Origin of the sequence: Rhizobium leguminosarum (genome assembly GCF_004123835.1) — a bacterium.
GTDB classification, from domain to species: Bacteria; Pseudomonadota; Alphaproteobacteria; order Rhizobiales; family Rhizobiaceae; genus Rhizobium; species Rhizobium leguminosarum_M.
Genome location: NZ_MZMU01000011.1, coordinates 1 through 14,797, shown reverse-complemented (window position 1 = coordinate 14,797; position 14,797 = coordinate 1). Strand labels below are relative to the sequence as shown.

Annotated in this window: 12 protein-coding genes; all 12 read right to left on the bottom strand. The window is 61.4% G+C overall.

Annotated features, from left to right (window positions below; genetic code table 11):
- Nucleotides 1–52 precede the first annotated feature (52 nt).
- The 12 genes from B5P46_RS15800 to B5P46_RS15745 all read right to left on the bottom strand — a co-directional run bounded on the left by B5P46_RS15800 (nt 53) and on the right by B5P46_RS15745 (nt 14,349).
- Nucleotides 53–1,075: an ABC transporter substrate-binding protein gene (locus B5P46_RS15800; protein ID WP_129419479.1), complete on the bottom strand. Its 1,023-nt coding sequence runs from the start codon at nt 1,073–1,075 to the stop codon at nt 53–55.
- A 1-nt stretch (nt 1,076) separates the two neighbouring features.
- Nucleotides 1,077–2,120 (bottom strand): LacI family DNA-binding transcriptional regulator, encoded by a 1,044-nt coding sequence (locus tag B5P46_RS15795; protein WP_129419478.1) that lies wholly within the window; start codon nt 2,118–2,120, stop codon nt 1,077–1,079.
- A gap of 174 nt (nt 2,121–2,294) precedes the next feature.
- Entirely contained in the window at nt 2,295–3,728 is a 1,434-nt protein-coding gene (locus B5P46_RS15790) for an efflux transporter outer membrane subunit (protein WP_129419477.1), read from the bottom strand.
- 148 nt (nt 3,729–3,876) lie between these two features.
- Nucleotides 3,877–6,987 (bottom strand): efflux RND transporter permease subunit, encoded by a 3,111-nt coding sequence (locus tag B5P46_RS15785; RefSeq protein WP_129419476.1) that lies wholly within the window; start codon nt 6,985–6,987, stop codon nt 3,877–3,879.
- A 48-nt stretch (nt 6,988–7,035) separates the two neighbouring features.
- Nucleotides 7,036–8,247, bottom strand: a complete 1,212-nt coding sequence (locus B5P46_RS15780; protein WP_129419475.1) for an efflux RND transporter periplasmic adaptor subunit — start codon at nt 8,245–8,247, stop codon at nt 7,036–7,038.
- A 167-nt stretch (nt 8,248–8,414) separates the two neighbouring features.
- Nucleotides 8,415–9,017 carry a TetR family transcriptional regulator gene (locus tag B5P46_RS15775; RefSeq protein ID WP_129419474.1) on the bottom strand — a complete coding sequence of 201 codons (603 nt, stop codon included), beginning with the start codon at nt 9,015–9,017 and terminating at the stop codon, nt 8,415–8,417.
- 108 nt (nt 9,018–9,125) lie between these two features.
- The gene (locus B5P46_RS15770) at nt 9,126–10,070 is read right to left on the bottom strand and encodes a phosphoribosylaminoimidazolesuccinocarboxamide synthase (RefSeq protein WP_129419473.1); all 945 of its coding nucleotides are present in this window, start codon (nt 10,068–10,070) and stop codon (nt 9,126–9,128) included.
- An 84-nt stretch (nt 10,071–10,154) separates the two neighbouring features.
- Complete coding sequence (locus B5P46_RS15765; protein ID WP_129419472.1) at nt 10,155–11,897, bottom strand: SLC13 family permease; 1,743 nt, start codon at nt 11,895–11,897, stop codon at nt 10,155–10,157.
- A 102-nt stretch (nt 11,898–11,999) separates the two neighbouring features.
- The gene (locus tag B5P46_RS15760) at nt 12,000–12,686 is read right to left on the bottom strand and encodes a phosphoribosyltransferase (RefSeq protein WP_129419619.1); all 687 of its coding nucleotides are present in this window, start codon (nt 12,684–12,686) and stop codon (nt 12,000–12,002) included.
- 14 nt (nt 12,687–12,700) lie between these two features.
- Entirely contained in the window at nt 12,701–13,507 is an 807-nt protein-coding gene (locus B5P46_RS15755; protein ID WP_129419471.1) for a pseudouridine synthase, read from the bottom strand.
- A gap of 157 nt (nt 13,508–13,664) precedes the next feature.
- Nucleotides 13,665–13,871, bottom strand: a complete 207-nt coding sequence (locus B5P46_RS15750) for a hypothetical protein (RefSeq protein ID WP_012758797.1) — start codon at nt 13,869–13,871, stop codon at nt 13,665–13,667.
- A 139-nt stretch (nt 13,872–14,010) separates the two neighbouring features.
- A complete protein-coding gene (locus B5P46_RS15745; RefSeq protein WP_020051470.1) occupies nt 14,011–14,349 on the bottom strand; it encodes a hypothetical protein in 339 nt (112 codons plus the stop codon).
- Nucleotides 14,350–14,797 lie beyond the last annotated feature (448 nt).

The window sequence follows — 14,797 nt, the reverse complement described above, 5'->3', positions numbered from 1 at the left end:
TGGACAAGAGGGAGGCCCCGGCAGAGGCGCCGGGGCCAGTTTTCACGCGGGCCTACTGGCCGACCTTCTCGTTCCACGTCTTCAGCCAGCCCCCGCGATTGTCGAGGGCAACGGCTGAGGGGATCAGCTTGAGGCTCTTGGCCGTTTCCTCGCCATAGGTGAGGTTGTTGGCGGCGGCTTCGGAAAGCTTGACCTCGCTGTTTGCCGGGCTGTCGATCAGCTTTTCGGCGAGTTTGGTCTGGATGTCGGTCGAGAGCCAGAAGTCCATGAACTGCAAAGCGAGATCCTGGTTCTTCGAGCCCTTGGTCAGGACCAGCACGTTCATACCGCCGGTCTGGCCCTCCTTCGGCGTTGCCCAGGCGACCGGGACGTCGAGCTTGGTGAACCCGGCCCAGGAGAAACGGCCGATCGGCGCTGCCCAGATCTCTTCCTGTTGCATCAGTTGCACCAGCTGCGAGGACTTTTCGTAGAAGGTGACGATGTCGTCTTTCTTCTCGCCCAGCGCTTCGATCGGCCCCTTCAGATCCGGCGTGTCCTTGCTGAGCGCCAGGCCGAGCATATAGAGCGCCGGCGGGCCTTGGTTGGTGGTCACATTAGGAAAGGCGACGTGGCCGACATATTCCGGCTTCAAGAGATCGGCCCAGGAGTCGATCTTCATCTTGTCGGAGCGATAGGCAATCGAAGTGGCGTAGAAGGTGTAACCGACGCTCATGCCGTCGCCGTTCGGATCCTTGGCGACCTCGTAGAGCTTGGCGAAATCGGCGAGTTTCGCGGTATCGATCTTGTCGATCAGGCCGGCGCGGGACGCGGCCAGCGCATCGGCCATGGAAACGGCGGCGAGATCGACGACGGGGCTGGCCTTGTTCGCCTCCATCTTGGCCAGACGCTCGACGCTGTTGCCGGTTTCGACCACGAGCTTGCAGCCGCATTTGGCTTCGAACGGATCGTAGACCAGCGTCTTGAAATCGTCCTGCGCAAAGGCATAGACGGAAATCGTCAGCGTCCGTTCTGCTGCGGCTGCGCCGAGCGGCGAAAGGGCGGCGAATGCTGCCGAGGCAATGAGAGCTCTTTTCATCTTACATGTTCTCCATCTCTGAGGTTTTTGGTGCCGGGTTCGCAGGCCCGGATGATTGGCGGGCGATCAGTTGCATGGCGACGCGTTCGATCTCCGCGGTAACGAGCATGCCCTCCCGGATGCTGCTTGTTCTTATGGTATCCACCAGCGCCGACACGGCAATCCCGGCAATCCTATCCATGTCCATCCGGACCGTCGTCAGCGACGGCGTGACAACAGGCGACCAGATGAGGTCGTCGAAGCCGGTGACGCTGACGTCACTGGGAATGTTGATACCCGCCTGCTGCAACTCCGTCAGCGCACGCAGCGCCTGCAGGTCGGAGAGGGCAGCGAAGGCGGTGAAACCCTGCCTGACTTTTTCGGCGAGGCCGAGCGGGCAGCCGCCGCCGTTCTCCTGCTCCAGCCTGTCGATCCACAGCGTTTCCGAATGCATGCCCGGGCGCATGCCGGAGCGGATGCCGCCGGCGCGGTCGTTCTGGACGTTGGATTCCTGATTGTTGCCGATGATGAGGATACGGCGATGGCCGAGGCCTGCGAGATGGCTGGCGATTTCGCGGCCGCCCTGCCAATGGTCGGCGGCGACGGTGTTGCCGGGCGTCGAGGGAGTGTCGATGACGGCGACCGGACAGGCGGCGGACGAAATGCGGGTGGCGCGGCGGGGAATGATGACCATGCCGTCGACGCCGCGCTCGACCAGCCGGTTGATCGCCTCGGTCTGAGCGGCGACATCACCGCGGGAATCGGCGATCAGCACACCGTAACCTGCGGCGGAGGCAGCGAATTCGATCGCCTGCGCAATCTTCGGGAACAGCGGATTGGCAATATCGGGCAGCACCAGGCCGAGAACGCCGCTGCGGCCGGTCCGTAGCGCCCGCCCGGCCTGGCTCGGGACGTAGCCGAGCTCGGCTGCATGCTCACGGATCCTTTCGACCAGTTGGCCGGAAACCCGGCCCTTGCCGGAAAGCGCATTGGAGACCGTGGCGACGGAGACGCCGAGCGACGTCGCTATCCTGCTGAGGTTCGGTCCCGGGCGCGATGCTGTCATGAATGACGATCACTCTGATTAATCGTTTAATCAAAGTGATAGCTTAGCTTTTCCTGCCTGTCGAATCCGAATTCATCTTATCCGCAATTATTCGGTTACGGCACGCGGCGGATAAGAAAAAGCCCCGCGAGACAATCGCGAGGCTTTGTACTTTCAGATCGATTGAAGAAGCTGTCAGCCCTTGACAGCCACAACCTTCGCCGCCGGTGCGGTGGTCTTGCCGCCGGGGGCGAAGCCACCGCCGACTGCGATGTTCAGCGACACGTAGTCCTTGGCCATCTGCTGGACAGCTGCGGCAAGGCTTGCCTGGGCAAGCGAGACCTGGCGCTGGGCGTCGAGAACGTCGAGCAGCGAAGAGGCGCCGTCCTTGTAGGATGCTGTGGAAAGCTCGAGCGTTTCCTGCGTGGTCTTCACTTGGGCCTGAAGTGCTGCGACCGTGCGGGCGTCACGCCGGACGGCGGCAAGCGCATTTTCGACCTGTTCAACGGCGGACAGCACCGTCGACTTCCAGTTGAGATAGGCGGCGGCAGCGTTGGACTCTGCCGACTTGACGTTGGCGCGTAGACGGCCACCATCCAAGATCGGTAGGTTGAGGCTCGGACCGAAGGACCAGCCGGTCAGGCCGCCATGGACGCCGCGCTGGTTGATGTAGGACGGCGAGATCGAGCCGCTGAGCGAGATGCTCGGATAAAGCTGCGCCTGGGCAACACCGATATTGGCCGTTGCTGCGGCGAGATCACGCTCCGCTACGCGGATGTCGGGACGGTTGCGGATCAGATCTGCCGGAATGCCGGAGTTGATGCCGCCGCGGAATACCGGCTGGCCACGGCCCTTCAGCAATTCATCGACGAGAGCCGAGGCCGGCAGGCCGAGCAGCGTGGCGATGTGATGGGCCGATATGCGGATGTTGGTTTCGAGGCCGGGAATTTCGGCCAGCGTCGACTGTACGAGACCTTCGGCCTGGACGACGTCAAGACGTGAGGCGGCGCCGGCTTCAAGCTGGAACTTGGTCAGTTCGTAGGTTTCCTGACGAGACTTCAGGTTGGCCCTCGAAAGCGCCAGGCGCTGCTGATAATAGCGAACGTCGATATAGCTCGAGACGAGATCCTGCACCAAGGTCAGCTTGGCAACATCAGCGGATGCGTATGCTGAATCGAGCGACGCAAGCGCGCTCTCGGTGCTGCGCTTGTAGAGGCCGAAGAGGTCGAGCAGCCAGCTCAGCTGGACGTCGCCGGCACTGGTGTTGCGCGTGTCGAACTGTGTGCGCAGCTCGCCCTTCTGGCCGCTGACCGTGTGCGAAGCGCCGACGTTCAGGTTCGGCAGGCCGCCGGCGCCAGCGGCGGTGACGTTGGCGGAAGCCGCATTGATGCGTTCGATCGCTTGCTGGACGGTCAGGTTCTGATCGAGTCCGGCCTGGACGTAGCCATTCAGTTTGGGGTCGTTGAAGGCGGTCCACCAGGCTGCGGTAGCAACGTCGCCTACACTCTTGTTTCCGCCCTCTCCGAATTTGGCGGGCAGCGGCATTTCAGGAGGAGCATGATCCGGGCCTACGACGCAGCCCGACAACAATAATAATAATGCCGGTGTGGCAAAACGAAGAGATACCATTCATTTCATCCTGTACTCGAGCAAGTCAATTCTTGTCCGACGCTTCATGCTTCACTATCGCCGCCGCGCCTCGTCATACCAAAAAAACACACCGAAGCAGTCGGGCGCAATGTAGCAACGGGAACTGCATTATCACAGTGCATTTATATCACAGTCCTGCCGCATTTTTGGCGCGTGTGGCAAAGATGCGTCGAATGACGACGAAAAACGACGGCACGAAGAAAATTCCGAGCAGCGTTGCCGCCAACATGCCGCCGAGAACGCCGATACCGATGGCATTCTGCGCCGCCGAGCCCGCGCCTGTCGCGATCGCCAGCGGCACGACGCCGAGAATGAAGGCAAGCGAGGTCATGATGATCGGCCGCAGCCGCAATCTCGCCGCTTCCAATGTCGCCTCGTAGAGTCCCATGCCGCTTTCCATGCGGTCCTTGGCGAATTCGACAATCAGAATGGCGTTCTTCGCCGCCAGCCCGATGGTGGTCAGCAGGCCGACCTTGAAATAGACGTCGTTTGCCTGACCAAAGACCGTTGCCGCCGTCAGCGCCCCGAGGATGCCGACAGGCACCGCCATGATCACCGAGAACGGGATCGACCAGCTTTCGTAAAGCGCTGCCAGGCAGAGGAAGACAACCAGCACCGAGATCGCGTAGAGCATCGGCGCCTGCGAACCGGACAGCCGCTCCTGATAGGAGATGCCCTGCCAGGCGACCGTATAACCGCCGCCGAGCTGGTTGGTCAGTGCTTCCATTTCGTTCATCGCATCGCCGGAGGAAACCCCGGATGCGGACGCGCCATCGAGCGGAATGGCGCTGACGGCGTTGAAGCGGGCAAGCGAGGGCGCGCCCTTCACCCACTCCGTGCGGGTAAAGGCGGAGAAGGGCACCATTTCGCCGTCATTGTTGCGGGCGTACCAGTGGTTTAGATCGCTCGGCTGCATGCGGAAGGGCGCATCGCCCTCGACGTAGACCGGCTTGATCTCGCCGTTCAGCGTGAAGTCGTTGACGTCACGGCCGGTGAAGATGATCGACAGCATCGAATTGACCGAGGTAATGTCGACGCCCATAGCGCCGATCTTTTCCTGATCGAGCACGATGCGCATCTGTGGCTCGACTTCCTTGTTGCTGCTGCGCAGCGCCACGATCTTGCCCGAGCTATTGCCCATCTGGATCAGCCGCTTGGAGGCGGCCGTCAGGGCGTCGTTGCCGTGGCCACCGGTGTCAACGAGATACATGGAGAAGCCGCTCGACACGCCGAGACCCTGGATCGCCGGTGGCAGCAGCGCGAAGACCTGCGCCTCGCGGATCGCAAAGAAATTGCCAAGCGCCCGGTTGACGACCGACTGGGCGCTCAGCGCCGGATCGGTGCGCAACGAGAAATCCTTGAGCTTGGTGAAGACGATAGCGCTGTTCTGGCCGGAACCGCTGAAGCCGAAACCGAGCGCGCCGAACACGGAATCGACGGCGTCCTTCTCGTTTTCACGGTAGTATTTCTCGACCTTCTCGACGACTGCCTGGGTCTGTTGCGTGGTTGAGCCCGGCGGTGTGGTGACGATGGTCAGCAGCACGCCCTGGTCTTCCTGCGGCAGGAAGGAGCTCGGCAGGCGGGTGAAGAGATAGGCGCAACCGGCGCCGACCAGAAGGAAGACCAGCATGACGCGGATCGGCCGCTTCAGCAGATAGCCGATGGCGCTGATATAGCCGTTGGTCGAGCGCGTGAAGTTGCGGTTGAACCAGTCGCCGACGCGGTGCTTCCTGTGTTCGCCGACGGGCTTCAGCATCGTGGCGCAAAGTGCGGGCGTCAGCACGAGGGCGACCAGCGCCGACAGCAGCATGGCCGAGACGATGGTGATCGAGAACTGGCGATAGATGATGCCGGTCGAACCGCCGAAGAAGGCCATCGGAATGAAGACGGCGGTGAGGACGAGCGCGATGCCGACGATGGCGCCGGTGATCTCGCCCATCGATTTTTCCGTCGCTTCGAGCGGCGAAAGCTTTTCTTCGGACATGATCCGTTCGACGTTTTCGACGACGACGATGGCGTCGTCGACGAGAAGACCGATCGCCAGCACCATGGCGAACATCGTCAAGGTATTGATCGAATAGCCGGTGACTGCCAGCACCCCGAATGTGCCGAGCAGCACCACGGGAACGGCAATCGTCGGGATCAGCGTCGCCCGGAGATTCTGCAGGAAGACAAGCAGCACCACGAAGACGAGCACGATCGCCTCGATCAGCGTGTGCACGACCTTCTCGATCGACAGTTCCACGAAGGGCGTGGTGTCGTAGGGATAGGTGATCTCGACACCTGCCGGCAGGCCACGGCCGATAACCTCGAGCGCGGAGCGCACGCGGGCGGCGGTATCGATGGCGTTCGCGCCGATTGCAAGGTTGACGGCGAAACCGGTCGACGGCTGGCCGTTATAGCGCGAACTGCCGCCGTAGCTTTCCTGGCCGATCTCGATGCGTGAGACGTCGCTCAAGCGCACCGTTGCGCCGTCCTTTTCGACCTTCAGGATGATGTGCTCGAAATCGGCGACGGTGGTCAGCTGGCTTTGGGCGGTGATGGTGACGTTGATCTGCTGGCCGGGGATCGTCGGCTGAGCACCGAGCGAACCGACGGAAACCTGGGTGTTCTGCGCCTGGATGGCTGACGTCACGTCGCTCGGCGTCAACTGGTATTTCAAGAGCTTGAACGGATCGAGCCAGACGCGCATGGCGTATCCCGAGCCGAAGACATTGATGCTGCCGACGCCTTCCAGGCGCTGGATCTGATCCTCGATCGAGGTCGACATGATATTGCCGAGGTAGACGGAGTTGCGCTTGCCGTCGGTTGAAACGAGCGAGCCGACGAGAAGGATGCTCGAGGTCGAGCGGGTGACGCTGATGCCGGCATCGATGACGTCGCTTGGAAGCTGCGACTGAACCAGCTGCAGCTTGTTCTGCACCTGCACCTGGGCGATATCGGGGTCGGCGCTCGTCCCGAAGGTGAGCTGGATGCTGGCCGAACCCGTCGATGAGGTCGAGGTCATGTAGGTGAGATCGTCGAGGCCGGTCATGCCGTCCTCGATGATCGTCGTCACCGATTTCTCGACGGTCTCGGCGCTGGCGCCGCGGTAGGTGGCGTTGATGCGAACCGTCGTCGGGGCGATGTCGGGATATTGCGAGATCGACAGCGTGAAAATCGCCAGCAGGCCGGCGAGCATGATGGTGATCGCAATGACCCAGGCGAAAATCGGACGTCGGATGAAAAACTTGGCCATCGGTTGTTCCTGTGCGGCTGAGACGGTGACGATGCGGGCCTGCAGCGATTACTTCGCTGCGGGCTTCTCAGCATCACCGGCCGCGGGCTGCTCGGCAGGCACGACCACGCCGTTGTCGTTGATCTTCATCGGGACCGGCTTCACCGGCATGCCTGAAGTGATCGATTGCAGGCCGCTGACGATCAGCTGATCGCCGTCCTTGATGCCTTCGGTCACGAGCCAGGAATTGTTGGAGGGCGAGCTGTTCTCGAAGGCGCGGGTTTCGACCTTGCCGTCGGCGGAAACGAACTGTGCCGTCAGCCGGCCGTTGGCATCACGGCTCGTCGCCAGCTGCGGTAGCGCATAACCGGCCTCGGCGCCGAGCTCGACGGTTGCGCGGACATACATGCCGGGCAGCACGATACGGTCGGGATTGGGAAAGAGCACACGGATGATGAAGGTGCCGGTCGTCTCGCTGACCACCTGCTTCGACATGTCGAGCTTGCCCTGCTGGTTGTATTCCTTGCCGTTTTCCAAGATCAGATGGAAGACGACATTGGCTTCGCCCTTGATGTCGCCGGCGGCCATCGCATCGCGCAGCTTCAAGAGGTTGGTGCTCGATTCCGTCAGCGAGATGTAGATCGGATCGAGCTGGCGGATCGTCGTCAGCGCCGTCGTCTGGTTGGCAGAGACGACGTTGCCGACATTAACAGCCGTCTGGTCGATGATGCCATCGAAAGGCGCGACGATCCTGGTATGGTCGAGATCGATCTGTGCGGCGGAAAGCGCGGCTTTCGCCGACTCGACTTCGGCCTTGGCCTGCAGCAGCGTCGTCTTGGCCGTCTCGAATTCGATCTGGGTGGCGCCGCTGCCGACGAGGCGCTGGTAGCGGTCGAGATTGCTTTCAGCGCTCGGCACGCTCGCCTGCGCCTTGGAGATCGCCGCCTTGGCCTGCTCGATGGCGGCGATATAGGGTGCATCCTCGATCTGGTAGAGAAGGTCGCCCTTCTTGATCTCGCCGCCGTCCTTAAAGGCAATCTCGCGGATCAGGCCGCTGACCTGAGGCCGGATATCGGCTGTCTGAAATGTCTCGGCGCGGCCGGGCAGGATCGTGGTGATCGGGAAGGTACCCTTCGCCAGCGTGACTACGCCGACGGGGGCAGCCTGCTGCGCCGCCCCTGCACCCGCATTGCCGGCGGGCTTGGAGCCACTGTCGCTGCAGGCGGCGAGAAGGGCTGCGAATGCCAGGGCCGGGGAGATGAGGAGGGCACGCCGTATCATGCTGAATTCCTGTGCGGTGGCAATCGCCGTTCAATCCACGAGTTCAGCCCACGGCTCGGCTCGATCGAGCGCAGGCTTATATAAGCGTCAGGATTGGTTTGGCTTCAAATGCCGTTATCCGAATTTAAGAAAAGCTTTACGAAGTGACGTAATTCAGCAATCATCACTTAGCAAGCGCTATTTTGCAGTGCGGCATCGACGAAACACACGATTTTTTCGGCACGGTGCACAAGGGTCTCCTTGTGGTCGCGAGCGATCAGGACAGGGTGCAGCACGCAGGCCAGGACGTCTGCAACGGTATGCGCCGCGCTCTCGGGATCGCGGCAATGATAACGTCCCTCCGCCATGCCCTCGCGGATGATCTCGCCGAGCTTCGCCTCGATGCGAGCGCGATAACGATTGCCGGCCTCGAGTTTGGCTTCGATCGTCGAAAGCACCATTTCGAAGATGTAAGGGTTCTTCTGGATGTCCTGCAGGTGGCTTTCCAGCAGACGCAGGATGAAGCGGAGCAATTGTTCCTTCGGCGGCAGCTTCTCGTCGAAGGCGGCGAAGCGCTCGGCGGCATCGTCGAGATGGCGTCCGGCGATCGCATCGACCAGCGCGACCTTGGAACGGAAGTGCTTGAAGACATTGGCGGGCGACATGTGCAGCGCGCCGGCGATATCGGCGATCGATACCGCGACGAAGCCACGCTCGCGAAACAGCATCTCCGCCATGGAGAGAATGTCTTCCCGCGTTTCCTCGGCCTTGCGTCTTGGCCTTCTTGCCATCTGTTCCCCGCCGGGCTGAGCCCGATACCCCTTTTTTTCGATGCTAGCGCGATTGGAAGGAATGCCGCAAGCTGATGATCGGGCCGGCGGCTTTCGTCTGTCGCCTTTTCAAGGAAAATAGGGAGCGAGGTTGTTTCGGACACGGGCAAGCGGCGTCTCGCCGCTATCATCTGGGACAAAGCGCTCGCCGGTGATCGCCTCGTAGGCTTTGATATAGACGGCCGAGGTCTGCTCGATCAGTTCGGCGGGGATTTCCGGGATCTCGTCCTTATAGGGATCGCAGCGCTCCGCCACCCAGGCGCGGACAAAATCCTTGTCTAAACTTTCCGGGCGTTTTCCGGCGGCAAAGCTTGCCGGATAGCTTTCGGCAAGCCAGTAGCGGCTACTGTCCGGCGTGTGGATCTCGTCGGCAAGGATAATGTTGCCGTCACCATCGGTACCGAACTCGTATTTGGTATCGACCAGGATCAGCCCGTTTTTCGCCGCCATCTCCTGGCCACGGGCAAAGAGGGCGAGCGCATATGTCGACAGCGTCTGCCATTGTTCTTTGGTGAGAAGGCCACGCGTGACGATTTCGGCGGGTGTCAGCGGCTCATCGTGGCCGCCGTCGAATTCCTTGCTGGTCGGCGTGATGACGGGTTCCGGCAGGATCTGGTTGTCGCGCATGCCGTCGGGCAGACGGATGCCGTACATCTCGCGTTCGCCCTTCTTATAAAGCGTCAGGATCGAGGTGCCGGTGGTGCCTGCGAGATAACCGCGCACGACGATCTCGACCGGCAGGATGTCGAGCCGCTTGCCGATGACGACATTCGCGTCGGGATAGTCGAGAACGTGGTTCGGGCAGATGTCCTTCGTCGCCTCGAACCAGTAGCGCGCAGTCTGCGTCAGTACCTCGCCCTTATAGGGGATGCAGGTGAGGATGCGGTCGAAAGCGCTCAGCCGGTCGGTGCTGATAATAATGCGGCGTCCGTCCGGAAGATCGTAATTCTCGCGCACCTTGCCGCGATAATAGTTCGGCAATTCCGGGAAATGGGCTTCGGAGAGAATTCGCACGGCGCTCGACTGTCCTTAATTATTGGGTGAAGACTTCCTGCTCTAGTTTCATTGCTGGGGAAGTCAAGCCGATCGGGTATCGCATCACAGCCAGAACAGACCGGTAAGAAGCAGGGCGAGGCCGTAAGTTGTGACGGCAAGCGGCCAGCCGGCGCGCAGGAAATCGCCGAAGCGGTAGCCGCCGATGCCCATTGCCAGCGTGTTGTTGTGATGGCCGAAGGGCGTCAGGAAATCCAGGGAGGCGCCGGCGGCGACCGCGATCAGATAGGCGTCCGGCGCATGCCTGCCGGCTCTTGCGAATTCCAGTGCGATCGGGGTCAGGACGATTGCGACCGTCGCATTGTTGACAAAAGGCGTCAATGCCATGGCGAGGAAGAGGATGAGGGCGATGCCGAAGAGCGGATGGGTGATCGGCACGACGAGGCTGAGCCAGCCGGCAATGGTTTCGGCCGCTCCGGTGCTTGCCACCGCCTGGCCGATCGGGATCATCGCCGCCAGCATGATGATGATTGGCCAATTGAGATCGGCCATCGCCTGACGGATGTTCAGATGATTAAGCAGAGCGAGCACGAGCACGACGCCGGCAAAAGCGATGTCGGGACGCAGGCCGGCGGCCGAGGCAGCGACGCCCGCGGCAAAAAGCGCGAAGGGGCGCCAGGATAGGAGCGCCGGTTCGGCCGCTGCTGTCGAGGCGAGCGGCAGGCACTCGCTTTCCTCCAACGCTTCGCCGATCGCGATGGGCGGTCCCTCCAGCGTCAATATATCGCCGATCGACAATTGCAGGTCGAGGAAGCGGCCCTCGATGCGCGGCGCGCGCATGGAAAGGGCGGTGACCGCGATGCCGCGAGAATGGAAGACTTCGAGCGAACGGACGCGCGAACCGACCAACGTGCTTTCCGGCATGACGACAGCTTCGACACGGGTGAAATCCGGCTGCAGGGCATCCGGATGGGTATCGGCGATCAGCGCCTGCGTGGCGGCAAGGCCGGCAAAGACTGCATCGGCGCCTTCGGCAAGCAGCACGTCGCCAGGTTCGATCACCGACTGGTCGAGCGGACCGAAGACGAAATTATCGGCGCGGATCAGCGCGTGCGGCTTGATGCCGAAACGCACCGGGCAATCGGAAAGCCGCACGCCGATCAGCGGCGAGACGTCAGGGATGCGACGCTCGACGACGATGCGGCGCGTAGCCGGAGAGGTCGTTGACGGTGTTTCGTCGGGTTCCGGAAACAGGCGCTGCACGCGAAAGGCGATGAGCAGAATGCCGGCGATGGCGACCGGCAGGCCGACATAAGCGAAATCGAAGAAGTGAAAGCCGGTTCCGGTCGCCTTGGCGAGCGCATCGCTGACGAGCAGGTTGGCCGGCGTGCCGATCAGCGAAACGAGGCCACCGAGCAGGGCCGCGAACGAGATCGGCATGACGAGCTGGCGGCGGGGGATCGTCAGGACCGTGCCGAGACGTAGCGTTACCGGCAAGGTGATCGCAAAGGCGCCGATATTGTTCATGAAGATGGACATGAAGCCGGCAAGCGCGGAAGTGCCAGCGATGACGGTGAAGTCCCTGGGTCTTGCGGTCGCGAAACGGGCGGCGAGACTGTCGAAGAGCTTGGCGCGCGCCAGCACCTGGACGATCAGCAGGATTTCGACGACGGTGATGACGACGGGACTGGCGAAGCCCGTGAAGATCTGATCGGCGGGATAAAGGCCGAGCGCATGGCCGACAAGCAGGCCGGCGATCGAGACCACCTCGATGCGGATGCGACCGAGCGAGAAGAGAATGAGCATCGCCAGCAGAAGGATCAGCAGGGATGCTTGCTCGAACGACATGGGCGGGTCCGTTGTTTCATCGATCAGGCGGACTGTAATCGTTCCTCATGCGCTGTACAGAGGCGCTTTTAGGCGAAGATTGAACAATCCTCATATCTCGCGTCAGGCTGGTGGTGCCTGCCACCGGCCCGCGGCGTTCCGCTGCAGAATGGGGGTTGCGAAGACGCCGACGGTGCGCGCGCTCCATTGCGGCCCGGCGGCTGCGAGGCTTTCGCGCCAGCGCTCCGATTGCAGCATGGCCGCACCGATGACGACGGGTTCGATACCGCAGGCCATCAGCAGATGCAGGCCGGCAACGATCGAGGCGCCGCTGGAAATGACGTCATCGATGAGTGCGACACGCCGTCCCTGAAGCAGCGGCAGCATGCGCGGGTCGATATAGAGACGTTTCTGCTGTCTCGGCGTGGTGATCGAAGACAGGGCGACGGAGAGCTCGTCGCGATACCAGAATTTGCGCGAGGTGCCGAGCGGAACGTAGCGGCTATGGCCGAGCTTCTGTGCCACGGCGGCGGCCAGCGTCAGGCCGAGCGTCGGCAGGCCGGTGACGACATCGATGCGCATGGGCCTAATCTTTTCGGCGAGGCGTTCGGCGAGCGCATCGAGCACGGCGAAGCTTGCCTGGTTGACGATCAGCGAGGCGAGAGCGTGCTCGCCATCCGCCAGCTCACGGATCGGCAGGCGAAGCTGGCGGCCGTCTTCGAGCGTGGCGACATAGAAAGAGGCTAATTCCCCATCGGCGGCGAAGGTGCCGGGCGGGTGAATCTCCTGCCAGAAATCGTGCGGCGCCAGCTCTGTCATACCGGTCAATTGCGTCTCGTCCTTTCCATGCCGGTCCTCCGGCGCAGTGCCTGCAATTCCGGTTCGGTCAGTGCACGCACGGCGCCTTTCGGCAGTTCGCCGAGATCGAGCCCGCCGATTGCGACACGTACGAGGCGCAGGCATTCGGTGCCGAGCGCCTCCAGCATGCGACGGATCTGGCGGTTGCGGCCCTCGTCGAGCTCGACCTCGATCCACGAATTCCTGTCGCCCTGGCGCAGGCGCCGCGCGGCGGTCGCCGTCAGCACTTCGCCGTCGTGGCGGATGCCTGATGTCATGGCGGCTATGTCCTCGTCGTCCATGATGCGGTCGATCTGGACATGATAGGTTTTTGTTACATGGGTGACCGGATCAAGCAGGATCTGGGCGAATTCGGTGTCGTTGGTGAAAAGCAGCAAGCCCTCGCTCGCCTTGTCGAGCCGGCCGACCGGAGAGAGATGCGGGATGTCGAAATCCCTGAGACAATCATAGACCGTCGGCCTGCCTTCGGGATCGTGGCGGGTGGTGACGAGACCGCGAGGCTTGTTGAGCATCAGATAGATTTTCGCTTCGGCAGCGATGACGAGGCCGTCGATGCTGATCCTTGCCGTGGCAAGATCGACCCATGCGGAAGTATCGCTGACGGTACGGCCGTCAACCGCAACACGATTTTCGGCAATTAGGCGTTCGGCCTGCGTGCGGGAGCAATAACCGAGCTTGGAAAGGGCACGGGGAAGGGTGACCCGCTTGGCCGCGGCGTTATCTCCGAGCTTTGTTCGTTCACGCGTCTTGTGCGGGGGGCGCCGCTCCCTCATTTGCCATCCTTATCCTGCTTTCGATGCCGTTTTCTTGGCATGAACGGCAGAAGGATGCCAGCAACGTGAATAAAAAACGAGGGGAATAAAGGCGCTGCAACAAGGGCTCAGCGCTTTGGATAAAGCGCCGTCACGGCTTTGTTAGGGTGGCGCTGCCTCAGCGGCAGACCATGAAACCGGCCAGTTCCTTGCGGCTGACGACGATGCCGGCGGCGGCCTTGACCGGGTCCGGATGCGTGTAGGACAGACTAGGCATTTCCGGCAGATCGAGTGCCTGGCGCATATTCATGATACCGACCGCATAGCGGCCATCGGCGCTGTCGACGCTGACTTCAATAATGCAGTTGGCCCTCTTGTTCTCCATGGTAGTCCTCCCTTCGTTTTTTATGTTCCCATAGCTCACATTAAAAATTGGTTTTTGTAAGACATAAGCATTTACGCACCCTGCCGAAAAACGGATCGGCGGGTGCGTAAAAAACCGGTCTATGGGTGGATGTGGCGTGTCAGCGCCACCAATGGCGAGGCTGCGGCTGCGGACTGCCGGAAAGCAGGTATCCGGCAAGGAAGCCAATGGCGCCTGCAAGCACCAGAGCAGTGGTCGTTGCGGTCGGATGCTCGCGGGCGGCGTCGGCGGCAGCGACACCTTCGGCCCGGATCTGGGCGACGGCGTTCTTTGCCCGGGGCAGGGCTTCGTCATACGCCTTGCCGGCGCGGCCGCGCACTTCGTAGTAGGCTTCGGCGCCTTGCGCGGAAATCATCTTCTGTAGGCGCGAGACTTCCTGCTGGAGTGCGGCGATGTCCTTGCTGACAGATGCTCTAATATCATCGGTATTGGCAGCCATGTCGGTCTCCTTCCTTCAATGGGAAAGACAACACCCAACTCGGTGATAGGTTCCGAAATCTCAGCCGCTGATTTGTGACGGAAGTTTAAAGCTCGCCGGTCGGAGGCACTTTAATCCTCTGTTAACCATAAATCCGCGCAAGACGCTGTTTTTTCGTCATCTTTCGGGGTCCGAGAACGGCTTTCCGATGGATTTTTGACCAGTCGGTAAAGGAATTTTCAGGAATCCGTTCCGAAAGCGCACCCTGTGGATAATGTCGACCAACAAAAACGCAAGCCGAATCAACCTGTTACAAAAATGTCAAAAAACTTTGGTTGGGTGTGTTGACTGTTTGGGAGGGTTAGTTCTATAAGCCCACTCACTGAACGAGGGCGGCGGCGCTGCTGGCGACGAAGTCTTTCGTTCTAGTGAAACTCAAGCGGATTGGCGATTGCTGGTTTGTGTTCTG

Bases quoted from the DNA above. Each gene is read 5' to 3' on its own strand.
- B5P46_RS15800 (WP_129419479.1), bottom strand. From the start codon at position 1,075: ATGAAAAGAGCTCTCATTGCCTCGGCAGCATTCGCCGCCCTTTCGCCG.
- B5P46_RS15795 (WP_129419478.1), bottom strand. From the start codon at position 2,120: ATGACAGCATCGCGCCCGGGACCGAACCTCAGCAGGATAGCGACGTCG.
- B5P46_RS15790 (WP_129419477.1), bottom strand. From the start codon at position 3,728: ATGGTATCTCTTCGTTTTGCCACACCGGCATTATTATTATTGTTGTCG.
- B5P46_RS15785 (WP_129419476.1), bottom strand. From the start codon at position 6,987: ATGGCCAAGTTTTTCATCCGACGTCCGATTTTCGCCTGGGTCATTGCG.
- B5P46_RS15780 (WP_129419475.1), bottom strand. From the start codon at position 8,247: ATGATACGGCGTGCCCTCCTCATCTCCCCGGCCCTGGCATTCGCAGCC.
- B5P46_RS15775 (WP_129419474.1), bottom strand. From the start codon at position 9,017: ATGGCAAGAAGGCCAAGACGCAAGGCCGAGGAAACGCGGGAAGACATT.
- B5P46_RS15765 (WP_129419472.1), bottom strand. From the start codon at position 11,897: ATGTCGTTCGAGCAAGCATCCCTGCTGATCCTTCTGCTGGCGATGCTC.
- B5P46_RS15755 (WP_129419471.1), bottom strand. From the start codon at position 13,507: ATGAGGGAGCGGCGCCCCCCGCACAAGACGCGTGAACGAACAAAGCTC.
- B5P46_RS15750 (WP_012758797.1), bottom strand. From the start codon at position 13,871: ATGGAGAACAAGAGGGCCAACTGCATTATTGAAGTCAGCGTCGACAGC.
- B5P46_RS15745 (WP_020051470.1), bottom strand. From the start codon at position 14,349: ATGGCTGCCAATACCGATGATATTAGAGCATCTGTCAGCAAGGACATC.